Genomic DNA, 25325 nt, shown 5'->3' with positions numbered 1-25325 from the left:
CATCTCACGGCGGCCTTCGGGCCGCTTTTGTTTTTGCGATGCGCAATAGAGCGCCGCTCAGGGGCAATCGGTTGTTGCTGCAGTGCCGCAAAAACCCGCATTCATGGGTGTGCAGGGGCGTTTTCCACGGGTCTAGGGTCTACCGCCCACCCCAAAACGGCGCTGGGTTCCATAATCTGACGCTCTGATTGACCCACCCGCCCGGCAGACGCCGCGCTTTGAAAGCGCCCCCAACGCTGAGCCTCAACCCATGAACCGTCTCGCCGCCATCCTGCCCGCCGACAACGTGTTGGTGAATGTGGATGCGTCTAGCAAGAAACGCGCCTTTGAACACGCAGGTTTGCTGTTCGAAAACCATCACCAGATGGGCCGTGCGCTGGTCACCGACAACCTCTTCGCCCGCGAGCGCCTGGGCTCGACCGGCCTCGGCCATGGCGTCGCCATCCCGCATGGACGCGTCAAGGGCCTGAAGAACCCGCTGGCCGCCGTGCTGCGCTTGGCCCAGCCCATCGGCTTCGACGCACCGGACGACGAGCCGGTCGGCCTGCTGATCTTTTTGCTGGTGCCTGAGGCGGCCACCCAGCGTCATCTGGAGATCCTGTCCGAGATCGCCGAGATGCTGTCCGACCGCGAACTGCGCGAGCAGCTCAAGGCCGAGCCCGACGCCGCCACCCTGCACAAGCTGATCGCGGCCTGGGAGCCGCTGAAGTCCGTCGCTTGAGCCGCCGATCGCCGCTTCGCGTTTACCCTGATCTGAATTGAAACCCACCTCGATCAGCGCCGAGCGGCTGTTTGAAGAGCACCGCGAAGCCCTTCGATGGGAGTGGATCGCCGGGCACGCCCACCCCGAGCGCCGCTTCGACGAAGCCGCCGTGCGCGATGCGCAGAGCGCCGCCGACCTTGTCGGCTACCTGAACTACATCCACCCCTACCGGGTGCAGATCGTCGGCCGCCGCGAGGTGGCCTATTTGAGCCAGGAAAGCACCGAGATCCAGGACCGGCGCATCTCGCGCATCGTCACGCTGGAGCCGCCGGTCATCATCATTGCCGACGACACCGTGCCGCCGCCGCGCCTGGTGGCCATGTGCGACCGCGCCGAGATCCCGCTGTTCCGCACCAACGAATCCGCCGGCCACGTCATTGACCTGGTGCGCGGCTATCTGTCCCAGCTGTTCGCCAACCGCACCACCCGCCACGGCGTCTTCATGGACATCCTGGGCCTGGGCGTGCTGCTGACCGGCGAATCGGGCCTGGGCAAGAGCGAACTCGGCCTGGAGCTGATCTCGCGCGGCCACGGCCTGGTGGCCGACGACGCGGTCGACTTCTTCCGCATCGCCCAGACCGCCATCGAAGGCCGCTGCCCCGAGCTGCTGCTCAACCTGCTGGAAGTGCGCGGCATCGGCCTGCTGGACATCAAGTCCATCTTTGGCGAGACGGCCGTGCGCCGCAAGATGCGCTTGAAGCTCATCGTCCACCTGGTGCGCAAGGAGACGATGGAGCGCGACTTCGAGCGCCTGCCCTACGAGCCCCTGTACGAGGACGTGCTGGGCATGCCGGTGCGCAAGGTCGTCATCGCCGTGGACGCGGGCCGCAACCTCGCCGTGCTGGTGGAGGCCGCGGTGCGCAACACCATCCTGCAGCTGCGCGGTATCGACACCTACAAGGAATTCGTCGAGCGCCACCAGCGCGCCATCGACAACGGCTCCCTGGACTGATCAGCTCTTGTTGGGGCAGTCGGTCTTGATGCAGGTGGCGTAGAGCGCCAGTGAGTGCTCCTGCAGCTGGAAGCCGCGCTGGCTCGCGATGGCGTGCTGGCGCTCCTCGATACCGGAGTCGAAGAACTCCTCGACCTTGCCGCAGTTCAGGCAGACCAGGTGGTCGTGGTGGTGGCCCTCGTTGAGCTCGTAGACGGCCTTGCCGGTCTCGAAATGGTTGCGGCTCAGCAGGCCGGCCTGCTCGAACTGCTGCAGCACGCGGTAGACCGTCGCCAGGCCGATGTCGGCGCCTTCGCCGAGCAAAGCCTTGTAAACATCTTCGGCGGTCATGTGTCGCTGCGCCGCGCGCTGGAAGATCTCGAGGATCTTGATGCGTGGCAGCGTCGCCTTGAGGCCGCTGTTCTTGATGTCGCTGGTCTGGTTCTTGGGGGAGGAGCTGGGCATGGCAGGCGGGCGGCGGAGCCGGAAAGGGCCCCGCTAGAATCCGCCGATCATAGCCAGCCGGTCTTCCGGCCGGCGCTTCCCGTCCCCTTGCCGCCCTTCAGCCAGCCGCCCGATGCGTCCCCTGCTTGCCTCTCTCCCGCTGCTTGCGCTGCTTGCGCTGCTCGGCGGCTGCTCCTATCTGCCCACCTGGGATTCCCTGCCCACCGTCACCGGTGAAAAGGTGCTCGGCTTCGTGACGCCCTATCGCGTCGAGGTCGTGCAGGGCAATGTGCTGACCAAGGAAATGGTGGCCCGCGTCAAGCCTGGCATGTCCAAGGCCCAGGTGCGCGACCTGCTCGGTTCGCCGCTGCTGACCGACGTCTTCCACGAGTCGCGCTGGGACTACGTCTTCACCATCCGCCGCCAGGGCGCCGCCTATCAGCAGCGCTTGGTCGTCGCCACCTTCGACGAAGACAAGCTCAAGGAACTGACGGTGCCGGACGATCTGCCGGCCGAGAACGAGTTCGTCGCCGCCGTCAACACCTTCAAGCCCGACAGCAAGACGCCCAAGCTGGAGCTGAGCGAAGCCGAGCGCGGCGCCCTGCCGCCGCCCAAGAAGAGCGCCGACGCCGCTCCCACGGCCGCCGCCGAAGGCCCGGCCCCGGGCCGCACCTACCCGCCGCTGGACGCCAAGACTGGGTCGGGTTCGTGATCAAGGTCGCCGTCATGGGCGCCTCCGGGCGCATGGGCAAGATGCTGATCGAGGCCGTCGAGGCGGCAGATGACTGTGCGCTGCACGTCACCCTGGACAAGGGCGACGACGTCCGCGCGGGCCTGGCCGGCGCCGACGTGATGATCGACTTCACCCGCCCCGAGGCGACGCTGGCCCATCTGGCCGTCTGCGCCGACCTGGGCGTCAAGGCCGTCATCGGCACGACCGGCTTCGACGAGACCCAGAAGGCCGAGATCGCCAGGCACGCCGAGCGCACGGCCATCGTCTTCGCGCCGAACATGAGCGTGGGCGTCAACGTCGTGCTCAAGCTGCTGGACATGGCCGCCCGCGCGCTGGCCGAGGGCTATGACATCGAGATCGTCGAGGCCCACCACCGCATGAAGGTGGATGCCCCCAGCGGCACGGCCCTGCAGATGGGCCAGGTGGTCGCCGACGCCGTCGGCCGCGACCTCAAGGCATGCGCCGTCTACGGCCGCGAAGGCGTCACCGGCGCGCGCGACCCGTCCACCATCGGCTTCGCCACCGTGCGCGGCGGCGACATCATCGGCGACCACACCGTGCTGTTCGCCGGCATCGGCGAGCGCATCGAGGTCAGCCACAAGGCCACCAACCGCACCATCTACGCCCAGGGCAGCCTGCGCTGCGCGCGCTTCCTGGCGGGCGTCATCAAGGGCAACGGCCTGTTCGGCATGAACGACGTGCTCGGATTCAATTCATGATGGGGCGCCAGCGGGCCGAGCGCCGGGCCGCCCCTAGCCGGCCCGCATCCCCTCGGGGGATCGTCCGGTGTACCCACCGGGCGAGGGGCTGACATGGTTGCGGACTTCTGGGCCCAAAGCGACCTGGTCGGCCGCGCGGTCGCACTGCTGCTGCTGGCCATGTCGGTCAGCGCCTGGGCGCTGATCCTGTGGAAGACCTGGCTGCTGCGTCGCGCCCGCAAGGGCTTGGTGCGCGCCGTGCCGGCCTTCTGGAGCGCCGCCGGCGTGCCCGAGGGCCGCAGCGCCCTGCAGAGCTTCGACACCGAAGGCCTGCTGCTGCCCCTGCTGGACGCCGCCACGGCCGAGACCCGCGGCGCCACGCTGGAGGCCGCCGGCAAGCGCGAATCCCGCCTGACCCGCCGCCTGCGCGACGCCCTGCATGCGGTGCTGGCCCGACTGCAGTTCGGCCAGGTGCTGCTGGCTTCGGTCGGCGCCACGGCGCCCTTCGTGGGCCTGTTCGGCACCGTCTGGGGCATCTATCACGCGCTGGCCAGCATCTCGGCGGCCGGCAACATCACCATCGAGAAGATCTCGGGCCCGGTCGGCGAGGCGCTCGTCATGACGGCCGCAGGCCTGGGCGTGGCCATTCCCGCCGTGCTGGCCTACAACGTCTTCGGCAAGATGGTGGCCGCCTGCGAGGCCGACCTGGAAGGTTTCGCGCACGACCTGCGCGAACTCCTCGACCACGACTGATCATGGCGTTCGGCCGGCTGGAAAAACCGGAGGGCTCGCGCCCGATGAGCGACATCAACATGACGCCGCTGATCGACGTCATGCTGGTGCTGCTGGTCATCTTCATGATCACGGCGCCGCTGATGACGGCGTCGCTGCGCCTGGACCTGCCCAAGAGCGAAGCCGCGACGCCCAGCGACGCGCCCGGCTTCATCGCCGTGGCCATCACGCCGGACGGCAAGCTCTACCTCCGCGAGGAGGAGCTGACACCCGACGCCTTCCAGAAGCGCATCGCAGAGCTGGGCCGTGCCAACGCGCAGATGGAAGTGCAGCTGCGCGCCGATCGCAGCGTGCCCTATGGCCAGGTGGCCGAGCTGATCGGCTGGGTGCAGGCCGCCGGCATGAACCGCATCGCCTTCGTCGCCCAGGCCGCTGCATCGGCACCGTGACCGAAGGGTGGCGCGAAGAGCGCCACCTACAATTTGGCGTATGAACGCCAAGACCGAAGCGCCCAGCTACAACCCCAACGAGATCGAAGCCGCCGCCCGTGCCTACTGGACGGAGCGCGACGCCTACCGCGTGACGGAAGACGCGAGCAAGCCGCACTTCTACGCCTGCTCCATGCTGCCCTACCCCTCGGGCAAGCTGCACATGGGCCATGTGCGCAATTACACGATCAACGACATGCTGGCCCGCCAGCTGCGCATGAAGGGCTACAACGTCCTCATGCCCATGGGCTGGGACGCCTTTGGCCTGCCGGCCGAGAACGCCGCCATGAAGGGCAAGGTGCCGCCGGCGCAGTGGACCTATTCCAACATCGCCCACATGAAGGGCCAGATGCAGGCCATGGGCCTGGCCATCGACTGGAGCCGCGAGGTCGCGACCTGCCAGCCCAGCTACTACAAGTGGAACCAGTGGCTGTTCCTGAAGATGTTGGAAAAGGGCATCGCGGAGCGCCGCACCCAGGTCGTCAACTGGGACCCGGTGGACCAGACCGTGCTGGCCAACGAGCAGGTCATCGACGGCCGCGGCTGGCGCTCCGGCGCCCTGGTCGAGAAGCGCGAGATCCCGGGCTACTACCTGAAGATCACGCAGTACGCCGAGGAGCTGCTGTCGGCGGTCGCCAACCCTGAAGACCCCAACTACCTGAGCGGCTGGCCCGAACGCGTGCGCCTGATGCAGGAGAACTGGATCGGCAAGAGCCAGGGCGTGCGCTTTGCCTTCCCGCATTCCATCGAAGGCGGCGGCGACCGCCTGTGGGTCTTCACGACCCGCGCCGACACCATCATGGGCGTGACCTTCTGCGCCGTGGCACCCGAGCATCCGCTGGCCACCGTCGCGGCCAAGACCAGGCCCGAGGTGGCCGCCTTCATCGAGGAATGCAAGGCCGGCGGCACGACCGAGGCCGAGCTGGCCACGCAAGACAAGAAGGGCGTGCCCACGGGCCTGTTCGTCACCCACCCCATCACCGGCGCGCAGGTCGAGGTCTGGGTCGGCAACTACGTGCTGATGAGCTATGGCGACGGCGCCGTCATGGGCGTGCCGGCGCATGACGAGCGCGACTTCGCCTTCGCGCTGAAGTACGGCTTGCCCATCAAGCAGGTCATCGACGTCGACGGCCAGGCCTACGACGACAAGAAGTGGGCCGAGTGGTATGGCGACAAGCCCAAGGCGCGCTGCATCAACTCCGGCGTGCTGGATGGCCTCGGCCATGTCGACGCCGTCAACAAGGTCGCCGAGCTGCTGGCCGACAAGGGCCTGGGCGAGAAGAAGACCACCTGGCGCCTGCGCGACTGGGGCGTCAGCCGCCAGCGCTACTGGGGCACGCCGATTCCCATCATCCACTGCGATGCCTGTGGCGTGGTGCCGGTGCCCGAGAAGGACCTGCCCGTCGTGCTGCCAGATGACCTGATCCCGGACGGCAGCGGCAACCCGCTGAACAAGCACGCCGCCTTCCTGAACGTCGGCTGCCCGAAATGCGGCAAGCCGGCCAAGCGCGAGACGGACACGATGGACACCTTCGTCGATTCGTCCTGGTACTTCATGCGCTATTGCGACCCGACCAACGACCAGGCCATGGTCGCGGACGGCACCGAGTACTGGATGGGGGCTGACAAGGCCAACCCTGGCCGGGTTGGCATGAACCAGTACATCGGCGGCATCGAGCACGCCATCCTGCACCTGCTGTACGCGCGCTTCTGGACCAAGGCGATGCGCGACCTCGGCCTGGTCACGATCAGCGAGCCTTTCGAGAAGCTGCTGACCCAGGGCATGGTGCTCAAAGGGGCCTTCTTCCACAAGCCCGAGGGCGGTGGCAAGGACTACTACTGGGACCACGAGATCGACGTCATCCACGACGACAAGGGTGGCATCGTCGGCGCCAAGCTGAAGAAGGACGGCACACCGCTCGAGTACGAGATGACGACCATGTCCAAGTCGAAGAACAACGGCGTGGACCCGCAGGCTCTGATCGACCAGTACGGCGCCGACACGGCCCGCCTGTTCGTCATGTTCGCGTCGCCGCCAGAGCAGACGCTGGAGTGGAACGACGCGGCCGTCGAAGGCGCTCACCGCTTCCTGAAGCGCGTGTGGAACTTCGGCGCGCGCAATGCCGACGCCATCAAGACCGGCGGCACCGACTACGCCGCATTGAGCGGTGATGGCAAGGCCCTGCGCCGCGAGGTGCACAACGTGCTCAAGCAGGTCAGCTACGACTACGAGCGCATGCAGTACAACACCGTCGTCTCCGGCGCGATGAAGCTGCTGAATGCGCTGGAAGGCTTCAAGGCCGAGGGCCAGGCCGCCGCGGTGCGCGATGGCTTCTCGGTGCTGCTGCGCGTGCTCTACCCCGCCACGCCCCACATCGCCCACCAGCTCTGGCAGGACCTTGGCTTTGCCGCTGAACTGGGCGACCTGCTGGACGCGCCGTGGCCGACGGTCGACGAGGCCGCCCTCGTTCAGGACGAGATCGAGCTGATGCTGCAGGTCAACGGCAAGCTGCGCGGTTCGGTCAAGGTGCCGGCCGCCGCCGACAAGGCCGCCATCGAGGCCGCTGCGCTGGCCAACCCCGAGTTCATCAAGTTCAGCGAAGGCAAGGCGCCCAAGAAGGTCGTCATCGTGCCGGGTCGCCTGGTGAACATCGTCGTCTGATGATGATGCAGCGTCGCGCCGTCCTTCTCGGGCTGACCGCCCTCACCGGCTGCGGCTTCGAGCTGCGCCACGAGCCCGTGCTGTCCTTCCAGACGCTGGCGCTGACCGGCTTCCCGCCGGAATCGCCGCTGGCCGCCGGCCTCAAGCGCCAGATCAAGCGCACGCCGGTGCAACTCGTCGAGGACCCGGCACGCGCCCAGGTCGTGCTGGAAGCCCTGCGCGAGTACCGCGACCGCACCGTCGTCGCGTCCACCAGCGTCGGCCAGGTCCGTGAATGGTCGCTGCGCCTGCAGTTCGACTACCTGATCCGGACGGCCGCCGGCGAACTGCTGGTGCCCAAGGTCGAGCTGCGCCTGTCGCGCGACATGAACTTCACCGAGACCACGGCCCTGGCCAAGGAGCAGGAGGCCGCCAATCTGTACGGCGCCATGCATTCCGACGCCATCGCCCAGGTGATGCGCCGCCTCGCCGCCGTCAAGCTTCCGGCCTGACATGCAGCTGCGAGCCGAGGGCCTGCAAGCCCACCTGAGCAAGGGCCTGGCCCGCATCTACACCGTCCACGGCGACGAGCCCCTGCTCGCCCAGGAAGCCGCCGACCAGATCCGCGCCGCCGCCAAGGCCCAGGGCTTTGGCGAGCGCCAGATCTTCACGGTCGCCGGCGCCTATTTCGACTGGGCTCCGGTGCTGGCCGCGGCACAGGCCATGAGCCTGTTTGCCGACCGCCAGTTCATCGAGATCCGCATCCCCGGCGGCAAGCCCGGCAAGGACGGCTCCGAGGCCCTGCAGCGCTATGCCGAGGCCGCACCCGATGATGTGCTGACGCTGGTCACCCTGCCGCGCCTGGACAAGACCCAGCTGTCCAGCGCCTGGTTCACGGCCCTGGATGGCAATGGCGTGTCCCTGCGCGTCGAGCCAATCGAGCGCCGCCTGCTGCCGGCGTGGCTGGCCCAGCGCCTGAAAACCCAAGGGCAATCGGTGCCCGAGGGCGAGGACGGTCAGAAGGCCCTGGCCTTCTTCGCCGACCGCGTCGAAGGCAATCTGCTGGCAGCCCACCAGGAGCTGCAGAAGCTCGCCCTGCTGCACCCCAAGGGCGAACTGAGCCTGGCCGATATCGAAGCCGCCGTGCTGGACGTGGCGCGCTTTGACGTCTTCAAGCTCAGCGAGGCGGTGCTGTCGGGCGCCGTGCCGCGCATCCTGCGCATGCTCGACGGCCTGGAGGCCGAGGGCGAGGCCGCCGTGCTGGTGCACTGGAACCTGGCCGAGGACGCCCGGGCCCTGGCCCGCGTGCGCAATGCGCTGGATGCCGGACGGCCCCTGCCGATGGCGATGCGCGAGGCCCGCGTCTGGGGCGCCAAGGAGCGCTTGATCGAGCGCATCGCGCCACGCCTGGACAGCGCCCAGGCCGGCGCGCTGGTGCAGGCCGCCCAGGTCTGCGACGGCCTGGTCAAGGGCCTGCGCCACCCCGACTGGCCCAGCGATCCCTGGGCCGCGCTGCGCCGGCTGGCGCTGATGCTGGCCGAGACGGCCAGCGGCAAGAGCGGCACCGTCCTCACCGCGCGCTGAGCGCGGCACCGGGCGTCGCCCGGCGCCCGCACAACCCTCACTTTCCTCACCTGGGAATCGGCCCGGGTGAATGCAGACGTCAATGCTTGTATATTGGATCCAATATTTGGATCCAATCAAGCTTGGCATGGACGACAGCGCGCGCATCATCGATTCCCACACCGGCGGCGAGCCCACTCGCGTCCTCGTCAGCGGCGGCCCCGACCTCGGCTCGGGCTCCATGGCCGACAGGTTGGCCATGCTGCGCAACGAGCACGACGCCTGGCGCCGCGCGCTTATCCTGGAACCCCGCGGCTCCGAGGTGTTGGTGGGGGCCTGGCTGTGCCCACCCCGCCAACCCGATGACGCCTGGGGCGTCATCTTCTTCAACAACGCCGGCTATCTCGGCATGTGCGGCCACGGCACCATCGGCGTCGTCGAGACGCTGCGCCACCTGGGCCTCATCAAGCCGGGCACGCTGCGGCTGGCCACACCGGTCGGCCCCGTGCAGGCCACGCTGCATGACGACGGCACGGTGACGGTGGCCAACGTGCCCTCCTACCGCCTGGCGCGGCAGGTGGCCGTGACGCTGGACGACGGCCAGACCGTGCATGGCGACATCGCCTGGGGCGGCAACTGGTTTTTTCTCTGCAGCGACCATGGCCAGGCGCTGAGCTCGAAGCGCACGCAGGCACTGACTGCCTACGCGCTGGCCCTGCGTTCAGCGCTGCAACAGGCCGGCATCACCGGCACGGATGGCGCCGAGATCGACCACATCGAGCTGCTGGGCCCGCCGGCCGACGACGCCAACGACGGCCGCAACTTCGTGCTCTGCCCCGGCGCCGCCTACGACCGCTCGCCCTGCGGCACCGGCACCAGCGCCAAGCTGGCCTGCCTGGCGGCCGACGGCGACCTGGCCCCGGGCGCCGTGTGGCGCCAGGAGTCGGTCATCGGCTCGGTGTTCGAGGCCCGCTACGAGCCCGCCGAGGACGGCAGCATCCACCCCTTCATCCGCGGCCGCGCCCATGTGACGCTGGACGCCTGGGTCGTGTTCGACCCGGCCGACCCCATGCGCTGGGGCTTCTGAGCGCCGACATGTCAACCGAAGGGGCGCTCCAGACTCGGGCTCGGCAGGGTGAACCAGCGCGGCCCCTGCCCCGTCATGTAGAAGTGGTCTTCCAGCCTCACACCAAAGGCGCCGGGCACGACGATCATGGGTTCGTTGCTGCAGCACATGCCGATCTCCAGCGGCTGGCCGTTGCCGCGGACGAGATAGGGATGCTCGTGCAGGTCCAGCCCGACGCCATGGCCGGTGCGATGCGGCAGCCCGGGCAGCTCATAGCCCGGCCCCAGGCCATGGCTTTCCAATACGGCGCGGGCCGCATCGTCCACGGCCTCGCAAGGCGTGCCGAGCTGGGCCGCCGCAAAGGCCGCGGCCTGGGCTTCCTGCTCGATGGCCCAGATGCGCCTCACCTCGGCGTTGGCCTGGCCATGCACATAGGTGCGCGTCAGGTCCGAGGCATAGCCCTCGACGGAACAGCCGCAGTCGATCAGCACCACGTCGTCGTCGGCCAGGGTCTGGGCGTGCTTGACGCCATGCGGGTAGCTGGTGGCGGTGCCGAACAGCACGATGCAGAAGCGCGAGCCGCCACCGCCGATGCGCTTGTGCGCTCTGTCGATGAAGTCTTCGACCTCGCGCGTATCCATGCCCGCGCGCAACACCGAGCGCGCGGCCTGCTGCACCCGCAGCGTCATGTCGAAAGCGCGCTGCAGCAGCGCAATCTCCGCCGGCGACTTGCGCATGCGAAGCGCGGCGATGAGGTCGCTGCCGTCGACCAGCGGCAGCCCCGGCGCAGCCCGCTGCAACCGCCAGGCGAAGTTGAACGGCAGGCTGCCGTCCAGTGCGAGACCGTGGCCCCCACAGGGCAGCGCACTCGTCAAACGCGCCAGCAGGGCCCAGGGGTCTTCGTGCTCGTCCCAGAGCTGCAGAGGTGCCGCCAGGCCCCAGCGGTCCATCAGCGCATCACGCTCGAAGCCGGGGGCGATGTAGAACGGCTCGCCCTCCGCAGGCACCAACGCGCCGAGCAGGCGCTCGCTGGGATACCAGGGCGTGCCCATGAAATAGCGCAACGAACTGCCGGCGTGCAGATAGAGGGCCTGCAGGCCTTCGGCGCGCAGCAGGGACTGCAGCCGCTGCAGGCGTTGGCGGTATTCCTCGGGCTGGATGGGCTGCACACCGGGGCGCAGATCGGGCAGGGCGCTCAGCGCCGCATCGAAGGAAGTCATGGTGGGGGTGGGGTGGTGAGATGAGTGAAATCGCCGAGATACCGACGCTCGATGAAGTGGCCTACCTGGGCCAGGACGCGCTGCGCCTGCTCGAGCACCTGTTCGAGCCGCTCGACGACGTGGTGTATTTCGTGAAGGACGGCGACGGACGCTACCGCAGCGCCAACCGCAGCCTGTGGCGGCGCTGTGGCTTGGGCGGCCGCGAGGAGCTGCTGGGCCGCACCGCGCGCGACCTCTTCCCCGCGACCATGGGCGAGGCCTTCCTCGACCAGGACCGCCAGGTCATGGCCAGCGGCCAGGCCCTGCACCGGCAGCTGGAGCTGCATGTCTACCCGGACCTGCGCGCCGGCTGGTGCCTGACGCACAAGCTGCCCATCCGCGACGCGGCGGGCCACGTGGCCGGCGTGGCGGGGTTGTCGCGCGACCTCGGCCTGCCCGACCACAGCCATCCGCAGTACCAGTGCATCGCCCACATAGCCGCCTGCATCCGCACGCGCTTTGCCGAGCCACTGCAGCTGGGCGAGCTGGGGCGCGAGGCGGGGCTGAGCCCGGACCGCGTGGAGCGCATGTTCCACCGCGTCTTCCAACTGACGCCGCGCGAGATGCTGGTGCAGGTGCGGGTGAACGCGGCGCGGGCGCGGCTGGCGGCGCCTGAGGTCGCCAGCATGGCGGAGCTGGCGCTGGACTGCGGCTATGCCGACCAGAGCGCCTTCACGCGCCAGTTCAAGGCCACAGTCGGTTTGACACCGTCGCACTACCGCCAGCTCCACGCCCCGCGTTAGGGTGTCGGCGGCATCAAACGCCGCTGCAGAAAGCCGTAGCTCAAGGCCCACAAGCGCGCCTGCTGAGCCGGCGTCGACGCACCGGCGTGACCGCCCTCGGTGTTCTCCCAGTACAGTACCTCATGGCCCTGCTCCTGCAGCCGCGCCACCATCTTGCGGGCGTGGCCGGGGTGGACGCGGTCGTCGCGCGTGGAGCTGGTGTAGAGCACCGGCGGGTAGCGCTTGTCGGCCACGGCGTTGTGATACGGCGAGTACTTGCCGATGTAGTCCCACTGCTCCGGGATGTCGGGGTTGCCGTACTCCTCGATCCACGACGCGCCCGCCAGCATCTCGTGATAGCGGCGCATGTCGGTCAGCGGCACTTGGCTGACGACGGCGCCGAACAGTTCCGGCCGCTGCACCAGGGCCACCGAGGTCAGCAGGCCCCCCAGGCTGCCGCCCATGATGCCCAGCTTGTCGGGCCGCGTGATGCCGCGGCGCTGCAGGTCCTCGGCGACGGCGATGAAGTCGTCGAAGCTGCGCTGGCGCTGCTCGCGCAGGGCCGCCTGGTGCCAGCGCGGGCCGAACTCGCCGCCGCCGCGCAGATTGGCCAGAACATAGACGCCCCCGCGCGCCAGCCAGGCCCGGCCCAGGATGCCGTTGTAGGCCGGCCGCATCGAGATCTCGAAACCGCCATAGCCATAGAGCAGCGTCGGCCGGCCGCCCTCGGGCAGGGGGCCGCTCGGGGCGACGATGAAGTACGGGATCAAGGTCCCGTCGGCCGACCTGGCATGCAACTGGCGCACTTCCATGCCCTGGGTGTCGAAGAAAGCCGGCAGCTGCTGCAGGGTGCGCCGCTTCGCCCGGCCGACCTCGGCCGCTTCGAGGGTTGCCGGCTGCAGGAAGCTGCTGCGCGTCAGCAGATAGCGGTTGGACGTCTGACCCGCCAGGGCCAGGACCGACAGGCTCTCCAGCTCGCCGGTGGGCACGGCGCGGCGCTGCCATTGCTGGCCCGCGGGGCGCCACTCGCTCAGGTGCTGGCGCACGTCCTGCATGCTGACGACGAGCAGCGCATCGCGCAGTGGCACCAGGCTTTGCAGGGCGCCGTCGCGCGCCGGGTCGTGCAGCAGCGTGAACTTCGGTCGACCGTCCAGCCAGCCCTGCAGCGGCGTGGCGATCACCGCCCCCGCCGGGTAGGCACCCCAGTCCGAGCGCAGCTCGATCAAGGCCTGCTTGCCGAACACGCTGGCCTGGGCATCGTCGGGCTTGGGCAACTCGACCAGCCTGCCGTCGCGCAGCAGGTACTGCTTGCCGGCGAAGAAGCTGGTGCGGCGCTCCAGCACGAACTGCTGGCGACCGTTCAGATGCTCGCCCCAGGCCCAGAGGCCCACCTCGTCGACACCGCCTTCCAGCAGCGGCTTCGCCGCGGCCAGCGGCGTGCCGCGCTTCCACAGCTTCAACTGGCGCGGATAGCCCGAGCGCGTCAGGCTGCCGGCGCCGAAGTCGGTGTAGACGCCCAGGGTGTCGGCGTCCGCCCAGCCCGCGCCGCCCTTGGCCTCGGGCAGGGTGAAGCCCCCCTCGCCTTCGGTGATGAAGCGACGCTCGACGGTGTCGAACTCGCGCAGCACGTGGGCATCGCCGCCGCCCCGGCTCAAGGAGACGAGGCAGCGCCGGGCCTGGGGCGCGAGGCAGTTCGCCCCGGCCCAGACCCAGCGCTCGTCCTCGCTTTTGGCGAGCCGGTCCACGTCCAGCACGGTTTCCCACCGTGGCTGGCCTTTCAAATAGTCCTCGGGCGCGCTGCGGCGCCAGATGCCGCGCGGGTGCTCCGCGTCGCGCCAGAAGTTGTAGACATGGCGGCCGAGCTGTTCGCCGGGCGCCAGCCGCGCCGGCGAGGCCATCACCTCGGCCAGCTCGGCCTCCAGCTTGGCAAAGCCGGGCGACTGCAGCACGGGCGTGAGCGTGGGCTGCTGGCCGCGCACCCAGTTCAGGGCGCGGTCGCCGTCGACGTCTTCCAGCCAGCGGTAGGGGTCTGGCATGTCTGCCGGCGGCGTTGCCGCCGCGGCGACGTGCGCCGCAAAGAACAAGGCAAGCGCGCGCATCAGAACTTCACCTCGGCGCTGAGCTTGAGCACCCGACCATTCAGGTTGGGCAGGCCGGCCGGGCGGCGGAACACGGCCGGCTGCTCGTTGAAGGCGTTGAAGAGGTTGGCGGACAGCGTCCAGCCTTTCAGGCCGCTGTACTGCAGCCACATGTCGGTGCTGGTCCAGCTGCTGACGCGGCAATTGCTCTCGGGCTCGCCGCGGTCGGCGCAACCCTGGGATTGGTAGTAGCTGTCGTCCCACTCATCCCAGGCCAGTTTGGTGGAACTGCTGTAGTTGACGCGGCTGCCCAGCTTCCAGTCTCCCCGGCTCCAGTTGGCCTTGAGCACGGCGCGCTCGCGCGGCACGCCGTTGTAGCCGATGCGGTTGACGCGCCAGGCCTGCGCATCCGTGTCCCAGTACAGCAGCTTGGACTGGACGTTGGCCTCCAGGTTGAGGTCCAGCTTGCCCCAGTCGCCCAGCGCCCAGCGGCTGCGCAGGTCGACATCGAAGCCGCTGACCTGGGTCCTGTAGAGGTTGCGGTATTGCAGCCGCATGGTGCGGACGGCGCCGGTCTGGAAGGCGATGGTCTGGCCGGTCAGCTCTTTGGCGCGGGCCGACCACAACCCGTCCTGCACCGAGACGGCATCGCGCGGAACCAGGCCAGGGTTGTTGTCCTCGTTCTGCAGGATCTGCGTGATGTCGGGCGTGCCGATCTCGTCGCGGCGCTTGATGTTGTAGTAGTCGATGGAGACGCTGAGGTTGTCCAGCGCCTGCACGACCAGGCCAATGGACGCGTTGTTGGAGCGCTCGGGCTTCAAGTCGGGGTTGGGCGTGACGGCGGACGGGAAGCTGACCGAGCAGCCGGAGTTGAAGGCCAGGTTGGCTTCGATCTGGTCGGCGGCGTTGCCGGTCTTGAGCGCGTCGCGCAGCGCACGGGCCGTGTCGCAGCGCTTGGGGTCATTGATGCTGTTGTTGAACCAGGAGGCGCCCCCATTGCCGGTCTCCGGCAGGCTGGGCGCGCGGAAGCCCTGGGTCAGCGTGCCGCGCAGCAGCACCGTCTTGACGGGCCGGTAGGCCAGCTGCAGCTTGGGTGTGACGGCGCCGAAGCCGTTGAGCACCTTGTCGCCGCGCAGCGCCAGCGTGGCTTCCAGCTCCTTGGTGATGGGCGCAGCGAACTCGGTGAACACGGCGGCCGTGTTGCGACTGCCATCGATGTTGACGCCCGAGAAGCCGACGATGCGCGCCTGCAGGATGTTGTCGGTGCTGCGATGGAAGAACTGCTCGTGGCGCAGCTCCGCACCCACGGCCATCATCAGCGGGCCGGCCGGCAGCTGGTAGATCTCGCGTGAGCCCTTGAAGTCGGCGAACTGCTGGCGGTAGTGGCCGGTCGAGCCCATCTCCGGGAACATCTTGTTCAGCACGTCGGCCGAGTTGACCTGGCCGAACTTGTAGGCACCGCTGGTGACGGCGTCGGCATAGCCGTAGCGGTCCAGGTAGAGGTGCTGGCGCTGGGTGGCGCGCGAGCCCATGTCGCCGATGGCGGTGTCGATGTCCCAGCCGGCCAGGGTGCCTTCCACGCCCATCACCAGGCGGTGATCGAAGGACGCACCGACGTTCTTGAACATCTCGGGATCGTCGACATAGCGGTAGGCCAGCGTGACCGGGAAGTCATACGGGTTCTGTGGATGGCCCACCGGCAGGGCCGGGTGGCTGAAGCTCTGCAGTTCGCCCTTCAGCGAGTCGTACCAGGTCGACACGGTGCCTGCGGCCTGGCTGCGCGGCACATTGGTGTAGTACTTGGCCTTGATGTCGGCGAACTGCAGCTCGGTGAAGGCCGTCAGCTCGTTGCTGAGCTTGTAGCGGCCGCCCAGCATGCCGGTCAGGCGGTCAGTGGCCGGGCGGGCGTCGCTGTCTTTCCAGTAGTCGTACATGCAGACGCCGCCGACCAGCTTCTCCGGCGCGCAGCCCGGCGCCGGCGTCGTGAAGCTTTTTCCCGCCAGGGCCGGGTCCTTGTAGTTGGCCGGGTAGCGGCCGCTGTAGTTGCCGGGGAAAGAACCCGACGACAGCTGCAGGCGGGCCGGGTTCTGCTCGACATACCAGGCGGGCAGCAGCGGGCGCACGTCGCTGTCCTTGTAGCTGCCGCGCTGGTACATCTCCAGGTGGCCGTAGACGTTGTAGCCGTCGTCGTCCAGGCTGCCGTGGCCCACCGTGACCGATCCCGACTTGTCCTTGGCCAGGAAGCTGTGCCGCAGCGACTGCTGGGCGCTGACGGCCATGCCCACGCCACGGAAGTCCTTGGTCGTGATGATGTTGATGACGCCGCCAATGGCGTCGGAGCCGTAGATGGCCGAGGCGCCGTCCTTCAGCACTTCGACGCGCTCGATGAGGTTGGCGGGGATGGCGTCGATGTTGCTGAAGTTCAGCTGCAGGCCGTCGGCAAAGCCATAGCTCGTCAGGCGCCGCCCGTTGAGCAGGGTCAGCGTGCCGCCGGTGCCGAGGTTGCGCAGTGACACGCCGGAGGCGCCGCTGGCCCAGGAGTTGGCGCCGCTCAGGTCGCTGATGGCGCGGCCGTCGTTGTCGGTCAGGTTGCCCAGGATGTCGCCGACGGTCAGTGCGCCGGACGACTTGATCTCGTCGCGCGAGATCGTCAGCAGCGGCTGCGAGGTCTCGGCGTCGGTGCGCTTGATGTTGGAGCCGGTGACGACGATGCGGTCCAGCTTCTCCTTGCTGTCCTTGGCATCGGTGGGCGCCTGCTGGGCCTGGCTGGCCAGGGCCTGCAGGGCGAGGGTGACGGCGATGGTGCTGCGCGCCAGCAGCAGTGTTGTCTTGGGCAGTGTCTTCAAGAGGACCTCTATGTCTGGTGGGTCGAAGTGCCACCAGAAAACCCCCTGGCAGCCGACACACCGGACGTTAGAAATCCGTCGCGCAAACGTCTTGAAGCGCAGCGCAGCCGCGGCGCGGAAATCGGCACAAGGGCCCGGGACCTCGGGAAGTCCCCGACGCGTCGGGATGCCTCAGGCCAATACGGAAACTAGCCACAGAGGCACAGAGACACAGGGAAAGCAAGAAGTTGCCTCTCTGTATTCCTCCGTGCCTCTGTGCCTCTGTGGCGGATTTCTACTCAGGCTTTGCGGCCCCGCCGCTTCGGTGTGGCGGCCTGCGCCTCCTGCGCCTGCATATAGGCCGAGAAGCGCTCGCAGGCGCCCAGGATGTGCTGGCGCGTCAGCCGCGCCGCGGCCTTGGCGTCGCCGGCCACGCAGGCCTCCAGGATGGCCAGATGCTCGGCGCGCGCCTGAGCGCGGCCGTCGGTCAGCTGCAGCTGGTCGACGAGGTAGCGCTCGGTGCGGTCCAGCGCCGCCACGGCGGCCTGCAGGTGATGCGGCATGTCGGCCTCGGCATAGAGGGCGCAGTGGAAGTCGCGGTTCAGCTCGCCCCAGCGCACCGGGTCGGTCTCCTTGGAGAAGGCCTGGCAGCGCTTCTTGGCCTCGGCCAGTGCGCCGGCCTGCAGTCGCGGCACGGCGTTCAGGATCAGCTCGCCCTCCAGCAGGGCGCGAAAGCGACACAGCTCCTCGACCTCGGCGCGGCTGTGCCCCGCCACGGTGTAGCCGTGATAGCGCTTGATCTGCACCAGGCCATGCTGCTCCAGGCGGTTGAGGGCCTCACGAACGGGGATGCGGCTGGTGTGCAGCTGGCGCGCCAGCTCTTCCTGGCGCAAGGGCTCGCCGTCCTTGAACTGGCCCGTGATGATGGCGCGGTGCAGGGCCTCGTAGACCTGGTCACCCGCGGAAGGACCGGGGGTGGTGCGGGCGAGCGTGGGAGGCGTGTCGGGCATGGCGTGGCGCGGGCAAGGTGCGGGCGAATGGGCCATCATTTTGAACCAGGCACCCCAGGCGTTCACTGGATTGGATCCAAAATCTTGCAGATTGGATCCAATATGCAATATGCTGCGCGCCAGTTTCAACCGAACCGGAGCACCCCGACCATGTGGCAAGGCGTCTTTCCCGCAGTCACCACCAAGTTCAACGCAGACGGCAGCCTGGATGCCGCCGAGATGCAGCGCTGCTTTGCGCTGCAGACGGCGGCCGGCTGCGACGGCCTGATCGCCTGCGGCTCGCTGGGCGAAGGGCCCATGCTCAGCCATGACGAGCGCCTGCAGGTGTTCCGCCTGGCCAAGGAAGTGGCGGGCAACAAGCCCGCGCTGCTGACCGTGGCCGAGGCGGGCACGCGCGAGGCCTGCGCCCTGGCCGAAAAGGCGGCCCGCGCCGGCGCCGATGGCCTGATGGTGGTGCCCAGCACCATCTATCACACCGATGTGCGCGAGACCGCCGCCAATCTGCGCGCCATCGCGGCGGCGGGCGACCTGCCGGTGATGATCTATTCCAACCGCATCGCCTACCGCGTCGACGTGACGACCGACTTGCTGGAAGAACTGGCCGACGACCGCCGCTTCGTTGCCGTCAAGGAAAGCAGCGACGACATCCGCCGCGCCACCGAGATCCTGACCCGCCTGGGTGACCGCTACGCCGTCTTCACCGGCGTCGACAACCTCGCCTTCGAAGCCCTGTGCGCCGGTGTGCAGGGTTGGGTGGCGGGCCTGGTGGTGGCCTTCCCGGCCGAGACGGTGGCGGTCTACCGCCTCGTCAAGGCCGGCCGCCTGGCCGAGGCCCTGGCCATCTACCGCTGGTTCCGCCCGCTGCTGGACCTGGACGTGTCGAGCTACCTGGTGCAGAACATCAAGCTTGCCGAAGCCCTGGCCATCCAGTCCAACGAGCGCGTGCGCGCTCCGCGCCTGCCGCTGGCCGGTGAGCGCCGCGCCCAGGTCGAGGCCGTCATCCGTCACGCCCTGGCAACCCGCCCGAGCCTGCCTGCCCTCTGAGCATGCAATTTCGCAGCTTGATAGCCGGCCAGTGGTGGCAGGGGGGCACAGCCGTGCCCAACGAGAACCCCTCTGACGCAGCCGATCCCGTCGGCACTGCCTTCGAAACCGACGCCGCCGGCGTGCAGGCCGCCATCGATGCAGCCGCCGAGGCCGCGCCCATCTGGGCCGCCAGCGGGCCGCAGCAGCGCGCCGAGGTGCTGGATCGCATCGCCACCGAGATCCTGGCCCGCCGCGAGGAGCTCGGCCGGCTGCTGGCGCGCGAGCTGGGCAAGACCCTGCCCGAGTCCATCGCCGAAGTCGGCCGCGCCGGCCAGATCTTCAGGTTCTTCGCCGGCGAGGCGCTGCGCCAGGCCGGCCAGCTGCTCGACTCGGTGCGGCCGGGCGTGCGCGTCGAGGTCACGCGCGAACCGCTCGGCGTCGTGGGCCTGATCACGCCGTTCAACTTTCCCATCGCCATCCCCGCCTGGAAGCTTGCGCCGGCCCTGGCATACGGCAATGCCGTGGTGCTCAAGCCCGCCGAGCGCACGCCGGCCAGTGCCTGGGCCCTGGCCGACATCGTGCAGCGCTCGGGCCTGCCGCCAGGTGTCTTCAACCTGGTGCTGGCGCGCGGTGCCGTGGCGGGCCCGCTGCTGGTGGACAGCCCGCAGGTCGCGGCCATCAGCTTCACGGGGTCACAGGCCGTGGGACGGCAGCTGGCGGCCGACTGCGGCCTGCGGCTGAAGAAGCTGCAGCTGGAAATGGGCGGCAAGAACCCGCTGCTGGTGCTGGACGACGCCGAACTCGATCAGGCCGTCAACTGCGCCGTGCAGGGCGCCTTCTATTCGACCGGCCAGCGCTGCACGGCGTCGAGCCGCCTCATCGTCACGGCCGGTATCGCGGCACGCTTTCGCGAGGCCCTCGTGGCCGCGACACGCGCACTGCGCGTTGGCCATGCCCTGGAGGCGCAGACGCAGATCGGCCCCTGCGTGGACGCCGCGCAGCGCACCAATGTCGAGCGCGAGATCGAAGCCGCGCTGGCCGAGGGCGCCGAGGTGCTTTGCGGCGGCGAGCGCCCGGCGCGGCCGACCGCCGGACATTTCCTCGCGCCAGCCTTGTTGATGCCCGCGCGGGCCGGTACGCGGCTGGATCGCGTCGAGGCCTTCGGCCCGCTGGCCAGCCTGACGGTCGTACCCGACTTCGAAGCCGGCCTGGCCCTGGCCAACGACAGCGAGTTCGGCTTGGCCGCCGGCATCTGCACGCAGTCGCTGAAGCACGCCGAGGCCTTCCGCCGCCGCGCCCAGGCCGGGCTCGTGATGGTCAATCTGCCCACGGCCGGTGTCGACTATCACGTACCCTTCGGCGGCCGCAAGGCCAGCAGCCTGGGCTCCCGTGAACAGGGCAGCCTGGCGGCCGAGTTCTACACGACGGTCAAGACGGGCTATCTGCAGGCATGACGGACGAAGACTGGGAGCAGCTGCCGCCGCTGGAGGGCGGCCTACGCGCGGTGCAGACGCTGGTGATCGGCGGCGGCATCGTCGGCCTGGCCTGCGCACTGCGCCTGCAGGCCGCCGGCCAGCAGGTGCTGCTGATCGAGCGCGAACGCCTGGCCGCCGGCGCCAGCCGCGGCAATGCCGGCGCCCTGGCCTTCTCGGACGTGCTGCCGCTGGCCTCGCCCGGCATCCTGCGCCAGGCGCCGCGCTGGCTGCTGGACCCGCTGGGACCGCTCAGCCTGCGGCCTTCGTATGCGCCCGCCCTGCTGCCCTGGCTGTGGCAGTTCTGGCGGGCCAGCCGGCCGGCCCGCGTGGCCGCCAGCACCGAGGCCCAGGCCGCCCTGCTGGCGCAATCGGCCGCCGAATGGCCGGCGCTGCTGCGCCTGGCCGGCGCTGAAGATCAATTGCGCGATGGCGGGAACCTGCATCTCTACGAATCCGAGGCGCAATGGCGGGCCGCACAGGCGGGCTGGACGCAGCGGGCCGCCCACGGCATCGCCTTTCAGAACCTCCAGGGCAGCGATGCCCTCGCAGCACTGCAGCCCGGCCTGAACCCGGCACTGCGGCATGGGGTGTTCGTGCCGCATTGGCAGACCGTCAACGACCCGCTGCGCCTGTGCCACAGCCTGGCCCAGGCCTTCCTCGCGCGCGGTGGCCGGCTGGCCCGCGCCGAGGGCCAGGCGCTGCTGCCCGAAGCCCGCGGCCTGCTGCTGCGGCTGGCCGATGGCTCACCGCTGCTGGCCCAGCGGGTGTTGCTGTGCGCCGGACCCTGGTCACACCGGCTGGCGGCCAGCCTGGGTGAGCGTTTTCCGCTCGAAACCGAGCGCGGCTACAACACGACGCTGCCCCCTGGCGCGTTTGCGCTGCAGCGGCAGTTGACCTTCCCGGGCCAGGGCTTCGTTGTCACGCCCATCGCGGGCGGCGTGCGTGTGGGCGGGGCTGTGGAGTTCGCCGGCCTGGAGGCAGCACCGAACTACGCCCGCGCCGACGCCATGCTGACCCGCGCCCGACGCTACCTGCCCGGCCTGCGCACCGAAGGCGGCACGCAATGGATGGGCTGCCGCCCATCGCTGCCCGACTCGCTGCCGGTCATCGGCCCCTCCCCGGCGGACGAGCGGCTGTTCTATGCCTTCGGCCATGGGCATCTGGGGCTGACGCAGGCGGCGGCGACGGCCAGGTTGGCCACGGCCTGGGCCACTACCCAGGTCCGGCCACCCGCAGCCTTTGCGCCCGGACGGTTTCTCTAGCGCCGGCCGCCGCCCGCGCACGCCGAAGCCGCAAGCGTTAAAACTGGGGCTGTTCTGGCTGCCCGTCGGGCGCGATTCGGCTATCGTGGGGGTTGGAGCCCCGCCGACATGACGACCGTACGCCGCCTCTGCCTTCTTGCCCTTGCGCTGAGCCCGCTCGCTGCATCGGCGGTCCCCGTGACCTTGCAGTTGCGCGGGCCCGCCGGCCAGCCGCTGGCCAGCGCCGCGGTCGCCGTCGAAGTCAAGGGCCGCACCGGCAAGACCACCACCGCCAAGGCCGAGATGGGCCAGCGCGATCGCCAGTTCACGCCCCAGCTGCTGGTCGTGCAGACGGGCACGTCGGTCAACTTCCCGAACTTCGACACCGTGCGGCATCACGTCTACTCGTTCTCGCCGATCAAGGTCATCGACATCAAGCTCTATTCCGGCACGCCGGCCGAGCCGGTCGTCTTCGACAAGCCCGGTGTCGCGACCCTGGGCTGCAACATCCACGACCGCATGAGCGCCCACATCGTCGTCGTCGACACGCCCACCTTCGGCCGCACCGACGACAAGGGCCAGGTGGCCTTCGACCTGCCGGCGGGCGAGCACATCGTCAAGGCCTGGCATGGCGCCCAGAAGTCGCCCAATCTGCAGAGCGTCAAGCTCGACGTGCCGGCGGGCGGGGGCACGGTCGCCCTGACTCTCACCGAGTAACGCCACCAAGATGCGCTGGCCAGCCTGGCTGAATCTGCGCCGCCTCGAGGGGCGCATCGTCGCCCTCTTCCTGGCCCTGTTGCTGGTCGTGCAGCTGATCAGCTTCGGCGCCATCCACGCCAGCATCACGCACAACGCCGAAGACTCGCTGGCCGCCGAGCTGCAGACCGGCGAGCGCGTGCTGCGCCGCCTGCTCGACCAGCGCGCCGGCAAGCTGCGCGACGCCGCCGAGCTGCTGGCCAAGGACTACGGGTTTCGCAGCACGGTCGGCCTGTCCCTGGCCGAGGCCGGCACGGTAGAGACCATCAAGGATGCCCTGGTCAACCAGGGCGAGCGCGTCGGCGCTTCAGTCGTCGCCTATTTCGACGACCAGCAGCAGCTGGTGGCCGCCACGCGCGATGGCGCCGCCGCCTTCGGCAAGGCCCTGGGCCAGCTGGTGCAGAGCAAGGACGGCGCTGTGCTGGCCGTGCAGGGCAACCAGACCTACCAGGTCGTCGCCGTCCAGGTGCGCACGCCGGCGCCTGTCGGCTGGGTGCTGATGGCCTTCTCGCTGGACCGCGAAGTGCTGGACGACCTCAAGGCACTGTCCGAACTGGACAGCGTCGTGCTGCAGCAGGCCGCCGGCAAGCCTTGGCAGGCCATGGTGGGCAACCTCGACGCGGCCCCCACCGCCGCGCTGCAGGCCAGCCTCGGCACGGCAGTGCCGTCCGGCGGCGTGCAGGAGCTCGCCGGCGAACGCATGCGCGCGCGCTTCGTGCCGCTGCTGCTGGGCGAGCAGCACCTGGGCGTGATGCTGCTGCGTTCGCTGGACGTGGCCCTGGCCCCCTATCAGCAATTGCAGCTCGTGCTGCTCGGCCTGACGGTGCTGGGCGTCGTCGTCTTCGCCCTCGTCAGCGTGCTGCTGGCGCGCGGCATCAGCAACCCGATCAAGGCCCTGTCGGCCTCAGCGCGACGGCTGGAAGGCGGCGACTACGACACCCCCGTGCCGGCCACCGCGCGCCTGGAGGAAGTGCACAAGCTGGCCCTGGCGCTGGAGAGCATGCGCGAGGGCATCCGCCGCCGCGACGCCCTGGTCAACAACCTGGCCTATGTCGACCAGCTGACCCTGCTGCCCAACCGCGCCCGCTTTGCCGAGTTCCTGCAGCACCACCTCGTCAACAGCGACACGCCTGGCGCCGTGCTGATGCTGGACCTGGACCGCTTCAAGCATGTCAACGATGTGCTGGGCCATGACGTCGGTGACCGCCTGCTGCAAAGCGTGGCCGAGCGCCTGCAGGCCCTGTGCGCGCCGGCCCATTCGGTGCTGGCGCGGCTGTCGGGCGACGAGTTCGCCATCCTGCTGGCGCACACGGATGCGCATGCCGCCAGCGAGGCGGCCCTGGCCATCCTGAAGGATTTCGAGCACCCGCTGCAGATCGACAACGAGACCATCGACCTGGGCGCCGGCATCGGCATCGCCCTCTTCCCCGAGCATGGTCACGACGTCAACCTGCTGCTGGGCCGGGCCGAGCTGGCCATGTATGCCGCCAAGGCCCGCCAGTGCGGCAGCCTGATCTATCACGCCCAGCTGGACGCCGGCAGCCAGGAGTCGCTGTCGCTGCTGACCGAGCTGCGCCATGCCGTTGAAGACAACGAGCTGCGCCTGTACCTGCAGCCCAAGGTCGACCTGCAGCATGGCAAGATCCTCGGCGCCGAGGCCTTGGTGCGCTGGCAGCACCCGACGCGCGGCCTGGTGCCGCCGATGCAGTTCATTCCCTTCGCGGAGCAGACTGGCTTCATCCGCCTGTTGAGCGCCTGGGTGCTGTCCAACGCGGCCAGGTTCGCGCGCCAGGCGGCGGATGCCGGCCTCACGCTGCGGCTGTCGGTCAACCTGTCCACCCGCGACCTGATGGACCAGGATCTGCCCGCCAAGATCGAGGCCATGCTGACGCCCCTGTCGGTCCCGCCAACGGCGCTGTGCCTGGAGATCACCGAAAGCGCCATCATGGACGACCCCGAACGGGCCCTGTCCACGCTGGAGCATCTGCATGCCATGGGCTTCAAGCTGTCCATCGACGACTTCGGCACCGGCTATTCGTCGCTGGCCTATCTGAAGCGGCTGCCGGTGGATGAGCTGAAGATCGACAAGAGCTTCGTCATGGCCATGGAGCGCGACCTCGACGACGCCCGCATCGTGCGCTCGACCATCGAGCTGGCCCACAACCTCGACCTGACCGTCGTCGCCGAGGGGCTGGAGACGGTCAAGGCCTGGGCCATGCTGGCCAAGCTCGGCTGCGACGAAGGCCAGGGCTACTACATCTGCAAGCCCATGCCGCAGGAGCAGTTCATCACCTGGGCCAAGAGCTGGCAGCCGCCGGACACCTCGGCGGTCACGACCGAGAGCGTGATAGCAAAGCTGGGTTAGTTGTCCCGGTCTTCCAGCGCTTCACACAGCGCCGTCAGCCCGGCGGTCACGGTCTGCAGCCGCACCGCCTGGCGGTCGCCCCCAAAGTTCTCGCGCCAGACCCGCGCCGGCCGGCCGGCATGCACCAGGGCCAGCCAGACCGTGCCGACCGGCTTGGCCTCGCTGCCGCCCGTGGGACCGGCCACACCGGTGACGGCCAGGGCCCAGTCGATGGGGGCGTGGGCCAGCAGGCCGCGCGCCATGTGCTCGGCCACCTCGGCGCTGACGGCGCCGTGCAGCGCAATCAAGCCCTTGGGCACGCCGAGCAGCTCGGCCTTGGCCTCGTTGCTGTAGCTGACGACACCGCGCTCGAACCACTGGCTGGAGCCGGCCAGGCTGGTGCAGGCGGCCGCGATGAGGCCGCCGGTGCAGCTCTCCGCCGTGCCGATGCGCTCGCGCCGCTGGATCAGGGCCACCGCGATGCGGTCGATCAGCTCGAGGTCGTCGGCAAACATGGCGGGCTCCGGCGG

General features: G+C 69.2%; 22 protein-coding genes. 16 read left to right on the top strand and 6 right to left on the bottom strand.

Features of this window, described 5'->3' with window-relative positions; genetic code table 11:
- The first annotated feature begins 250 nt into the window (after positions 1-250).
- Both ACS5PN_RS16370 and hprK read left to right on the top strand, forming a co-directional pair.
- Positions 251-721: a PTS sugar transporter subunit IIA gene (locus tag ACS5PN_RS16370; protein ID WP_056200063.1), complete on the top strand. Its 471-nt coding sequence runs from the start codon at positions 251-253 to the stop codon at positions 719-721.
- A gap of 37 nt (positions 722-758) precedes the next feature.
- Positions 759-1715 (top strand): HPr(Ser) kinase/phosphatase, encoded by a 957-nt coding sequence (gene hprK, locus ACS5PN_RS16365; RefSeq protein WP_439465038.1) that lies wholly within the window; start codon positions 759-761, stop codon positions 1713-1715.
- On the opposite strand, the gene fur is transcribed toward hprK, so the two are convergent.
- A complete protein-coding gene (fur, locus tag ACS5PN_RS16360; protein ID WP_119038997.1) occupies positions 1716-2159 on the bottom strand; it encodes a ferric iron uptake transcriptional regulator in 444 nt (147 codons plus the stop codon).
- A 112-nt stretch (positions 2160-2271) separates the two neighbouring features.
- Between fur and ACS5PN_RS16355 the strand changes: the two genes are divergently transcribed.
- The 8 genes from ACS5PN_RS16355 to ACS5PN_RS16320 all read left to right on the top strand — a co-directional run bounded on the left by ACS5PN_RS16355 (position 2272) and on the right by ACS5PN_RS16320 (position 10080).
- Positions 2272-2850, top strand: coding sequence for an outer membrane protein assembly factor BamE (locus ACS5PN_RS16355; RefSeq protein WP_439465037.1), 579 nt, complete (start codon positions 2272-2274; stop codon positions 2848-2850).
- Entirely contained in the window at positions 2847-3590 is a 744-nt protein-coding gene (gene dapB / locus ACS5PN_RS16350; RefSeq protein ID WP_439465036.1) for a 4-hydroxy-tetrahydrodipicolinate reductase, read from the top strand. Before ACS5PN_RS16355 ends, dapB begins: the two co-directional genes overlap by 4 nt.
- A 93-nt stretch (positions 3591-3683) precedes the next feature.
- A complete protein-coding gene (locus ACS5PN_RS16345; RefSeq protein ID WP_439465035.1) occupies positions 3684-4322 on the top strand; it encodes a MotA/TolQ/ExbB proton channel family protein in 639 nt (212 codons plus the stop codon).
- Positions 4323-4324: 2 nt separating this feature from the next.
- Positions 4325-4750 carry an ExbD/TolR family protein gene (locus ACS5PN_RS16340; protein WP_439465034.1) on the top strand — a complete coding sequence of 142 codons (426 nt, stop codon included), beginning with the start codon at positions 4325-4327 and terminating at the stop codon, positions 4748-4750.
- Positions 4751-4790: 40 nt separating this feature from the next.
- Complete coding sequence (leuS, locus tag ACS5PN_RS16335; RefSeq protein ID WP_439465033.1) at positions 4791-7451, top strand: leucine--tRNA ligase; 2661 nt, start codon at positions 4791-4793, stop codon at positions 7449-7451.
- A complete protein-coding gene (locus ACS5PN_RS16330) occupies positions 7451-7942 on the top strand; it encodes an LPS-assembly lipoprotein LptE (RefSeq protein ID WP_439465032.1) in 492 nt (163 codons plus the stop codon). Before leuS ends, ACS5PN_RS16330 begins: the two co-directional genes overlap by 1 nt.
- A gap of 1 nt (position 7943) precedes the next feature.
- Positions 7944-9014, top strand: coding sequence for a DNA polymerase III subunit delta (gene holA, locus ACS5PN_RS16325; RefSeq protein ID WP_439465031.1), 1071 nt, complete (start codon positions 7944-7946; stop codon positions 9012-9014).
- A gap of 127 nt (positions 9015-9141) precedes the next feature.
- On the top strand, positions 9142-10080 hold the full coding sequence (locus tag ACS5PN_RS16320; RefSeq protein ID WP_439465030.1) for a 4-hydroxyproline epimerase: 939 nt from the start codon (positions 9142-9144) through the stop codon (positions 10078-10080).
- 11 nt (positions 10081-10091) lie between these two features.
- Here ACS5PN_RS16320 and ACS5PN_RS16315 read toward each other — a convergent pair whose 3' ends face one another.
- Positions 10092-11279, bottom strand: coding sequence for a M24 family metallopeptidase (locus ACS5PN_RS16315; RefSeq protein ID WP_439465029.1), 1188 nt, complete (start codon positions 11277-11279; stop codon positions 10092-10094).
- 20 nt (positions 11280-11299) lie between these two features.
- Here ACS5PN_RS16315 and ACS5PN_RS16310 point away from each other — a divergent pair, with 20 nt between their 5' ends.
- The gene (locus ACS5PN_RS16310) at positions 11300-12061 is read left to right on the top strand and encodes a helix-turn-helix domain-containing protein (RefSeq protein ID WP_439465028.1); all 762 of its coding nucleotides are present in this window, start codon (positions 11300-11302) and stop codon (positions 12059-12061) included.
- Here the strand turns inward: ACS5PN_RS16310 and ACS5PN_RS16305 are convergent.
- The 3 genes from ACS5PN_RS16305 to ACS5PN_RS16295 all read right to left on the bottom strand — a co-directional run bounded on the left by ACS5PN_RS16305 (position 12058) and on the right by ACS5PN_RS16295 (position 17953).
- Complete coding sequence (locus ACS5PN_RS16305) at positions 12058-14139, bottom strand: prolyl oligopeptidase family serine peptidase (protein WP_439465027.1); 2082 nt, start codon at positions 14137-14139, stop codon at positions 12058-12060. The two genes, ACS5PN_RS16310 and ACS5PN_RS16305, sit on opposite strands and share 4 nt — an antisense overlap.
- Positions 14139-16964 carry a TonB-dependent receptor plug domain-containing protein gene (locus tag ACS5PN_RS16300; protein ID WP_439465026.1) on the bottom strand — a complete coding sequence of 942 codons (2826 nt, stop codon included), beginning with the start codon at positions 16962-16964 and terminating at the stop codon, positions 14139-14141. Before ACS5PN_RS16300 ends, ACS5PN_RS16305 begins: the two co-directional genes overlap by 1 nt.
- A 278-nt stretch (positions 16965-17242) precedes the next feature.
- Positions 17243-17953: a GntR family transcriptional regulator gene (locus ACS5PN_RS16295; RefSeq protein ID WP_439465025.1), complete on the bottom strand. Its 711-nt coding sequence runs from the start codon at positions 17951-17953 to the stop codon at positions 17243-17245.
- Positions 17954-18103: 150 nt separating this feature from the next.
- Between ACS5PN_RS16295 and ACS5PN_RS16290 the strand changes: the two genes are divergently transcribed.
- From ACS5PN_RS16290 to ACS5PN_RS16270, 5 genes are all read left to right on the top strand, one after another.
- Positions 18104-18997, top strand: a complete 894-nt coding sequence (locus ACS5PN_RS16290; RefSeq protein WP_439465024.1) for a dihydrodipicolinate synthase family protein — start codon at positions 18104-18106, stop codon at positions 18995-18997.
- A 2-nt stretch (positions 18998-18999) separates the two neighbouring features.
- On the top strand, positions 19000-20433 hold the full coding sequence (locus tag ACS5PN_RS16285) for an aldehyde dehydrogenase family protein (protein ID WP_439465023.1): 1434 nt from the start codon (positions 19000-19002) through the stop codon (positions 20431-20433).
- A complete protein-coding gene (locus ACS5PN_RS16280) occupies positions 20430-21716 on the top strand; it encodes an NAD(P)/FAD-dependent oxidoreductase (protein WP_439465022.1) in 1287 nt (428 codons plus the stop codon). Before ACS5PN_RS16285 ends, ACS5PN_RS16280 begins: the two co-directional genes overlap by 4 nt.
- A 108-nt stretch (positions 21717-21824) precedes the next feature.
- On the top strand, positions 21825-22412 hold the full coding sequence (locus ACS5PN_RS16275) for a methylamine utilization protein (protein ID WP_439465021.1): 588 nt from the start codon (positions 21825-21827) through the stop codon (positions 22410-22412).
- Between the two features lie 10 nt (positions 22413-22422).
- Positions 22423-24816, top strand: coding sequence for a putative bifunctional diguanylate cyclase/phosphodiesterase (locus ACS5PN_RS16270; protein ID WP_439465020.1), 2394 nt, complete (start codon positions 22423-22425; stop codon positions 24814-24816).
- Here the strand turns inward: ACS5PN_RS16270 and ACS5PN_RS16265 are convergent.
- Positions 24813-25310, bottom strand: coding sequence for a CinA family protein (locus tag ACS5PN_RS16265; protein WP_439465019.1), 498 nt, complete (start codon positions 25308-25310; stop codon positions 24813-24815). The two genes, ACS5PN_RS16270 and ACS5PN_RS16265, sit on opposite strands and share 4 nt — an antisense overlap.
- Positions 25311-25325: the final 15 nt, after the last annotated feature.

Origin of the sequence: Roseateles sp. NT4 (assembly GCF_051857475.1) — a bacterium.
GTDB lineage: Bacteria > Pseudomonadota > Gammaproteobacteria > Burkholderiales > Burkholderiaceae_C > Pelomonas.
The sequence above is the reverse complement of the archived record's forward strand: the minus strand, read 5'-3'. Positions and strand labels throughout refer to the sequence as shown.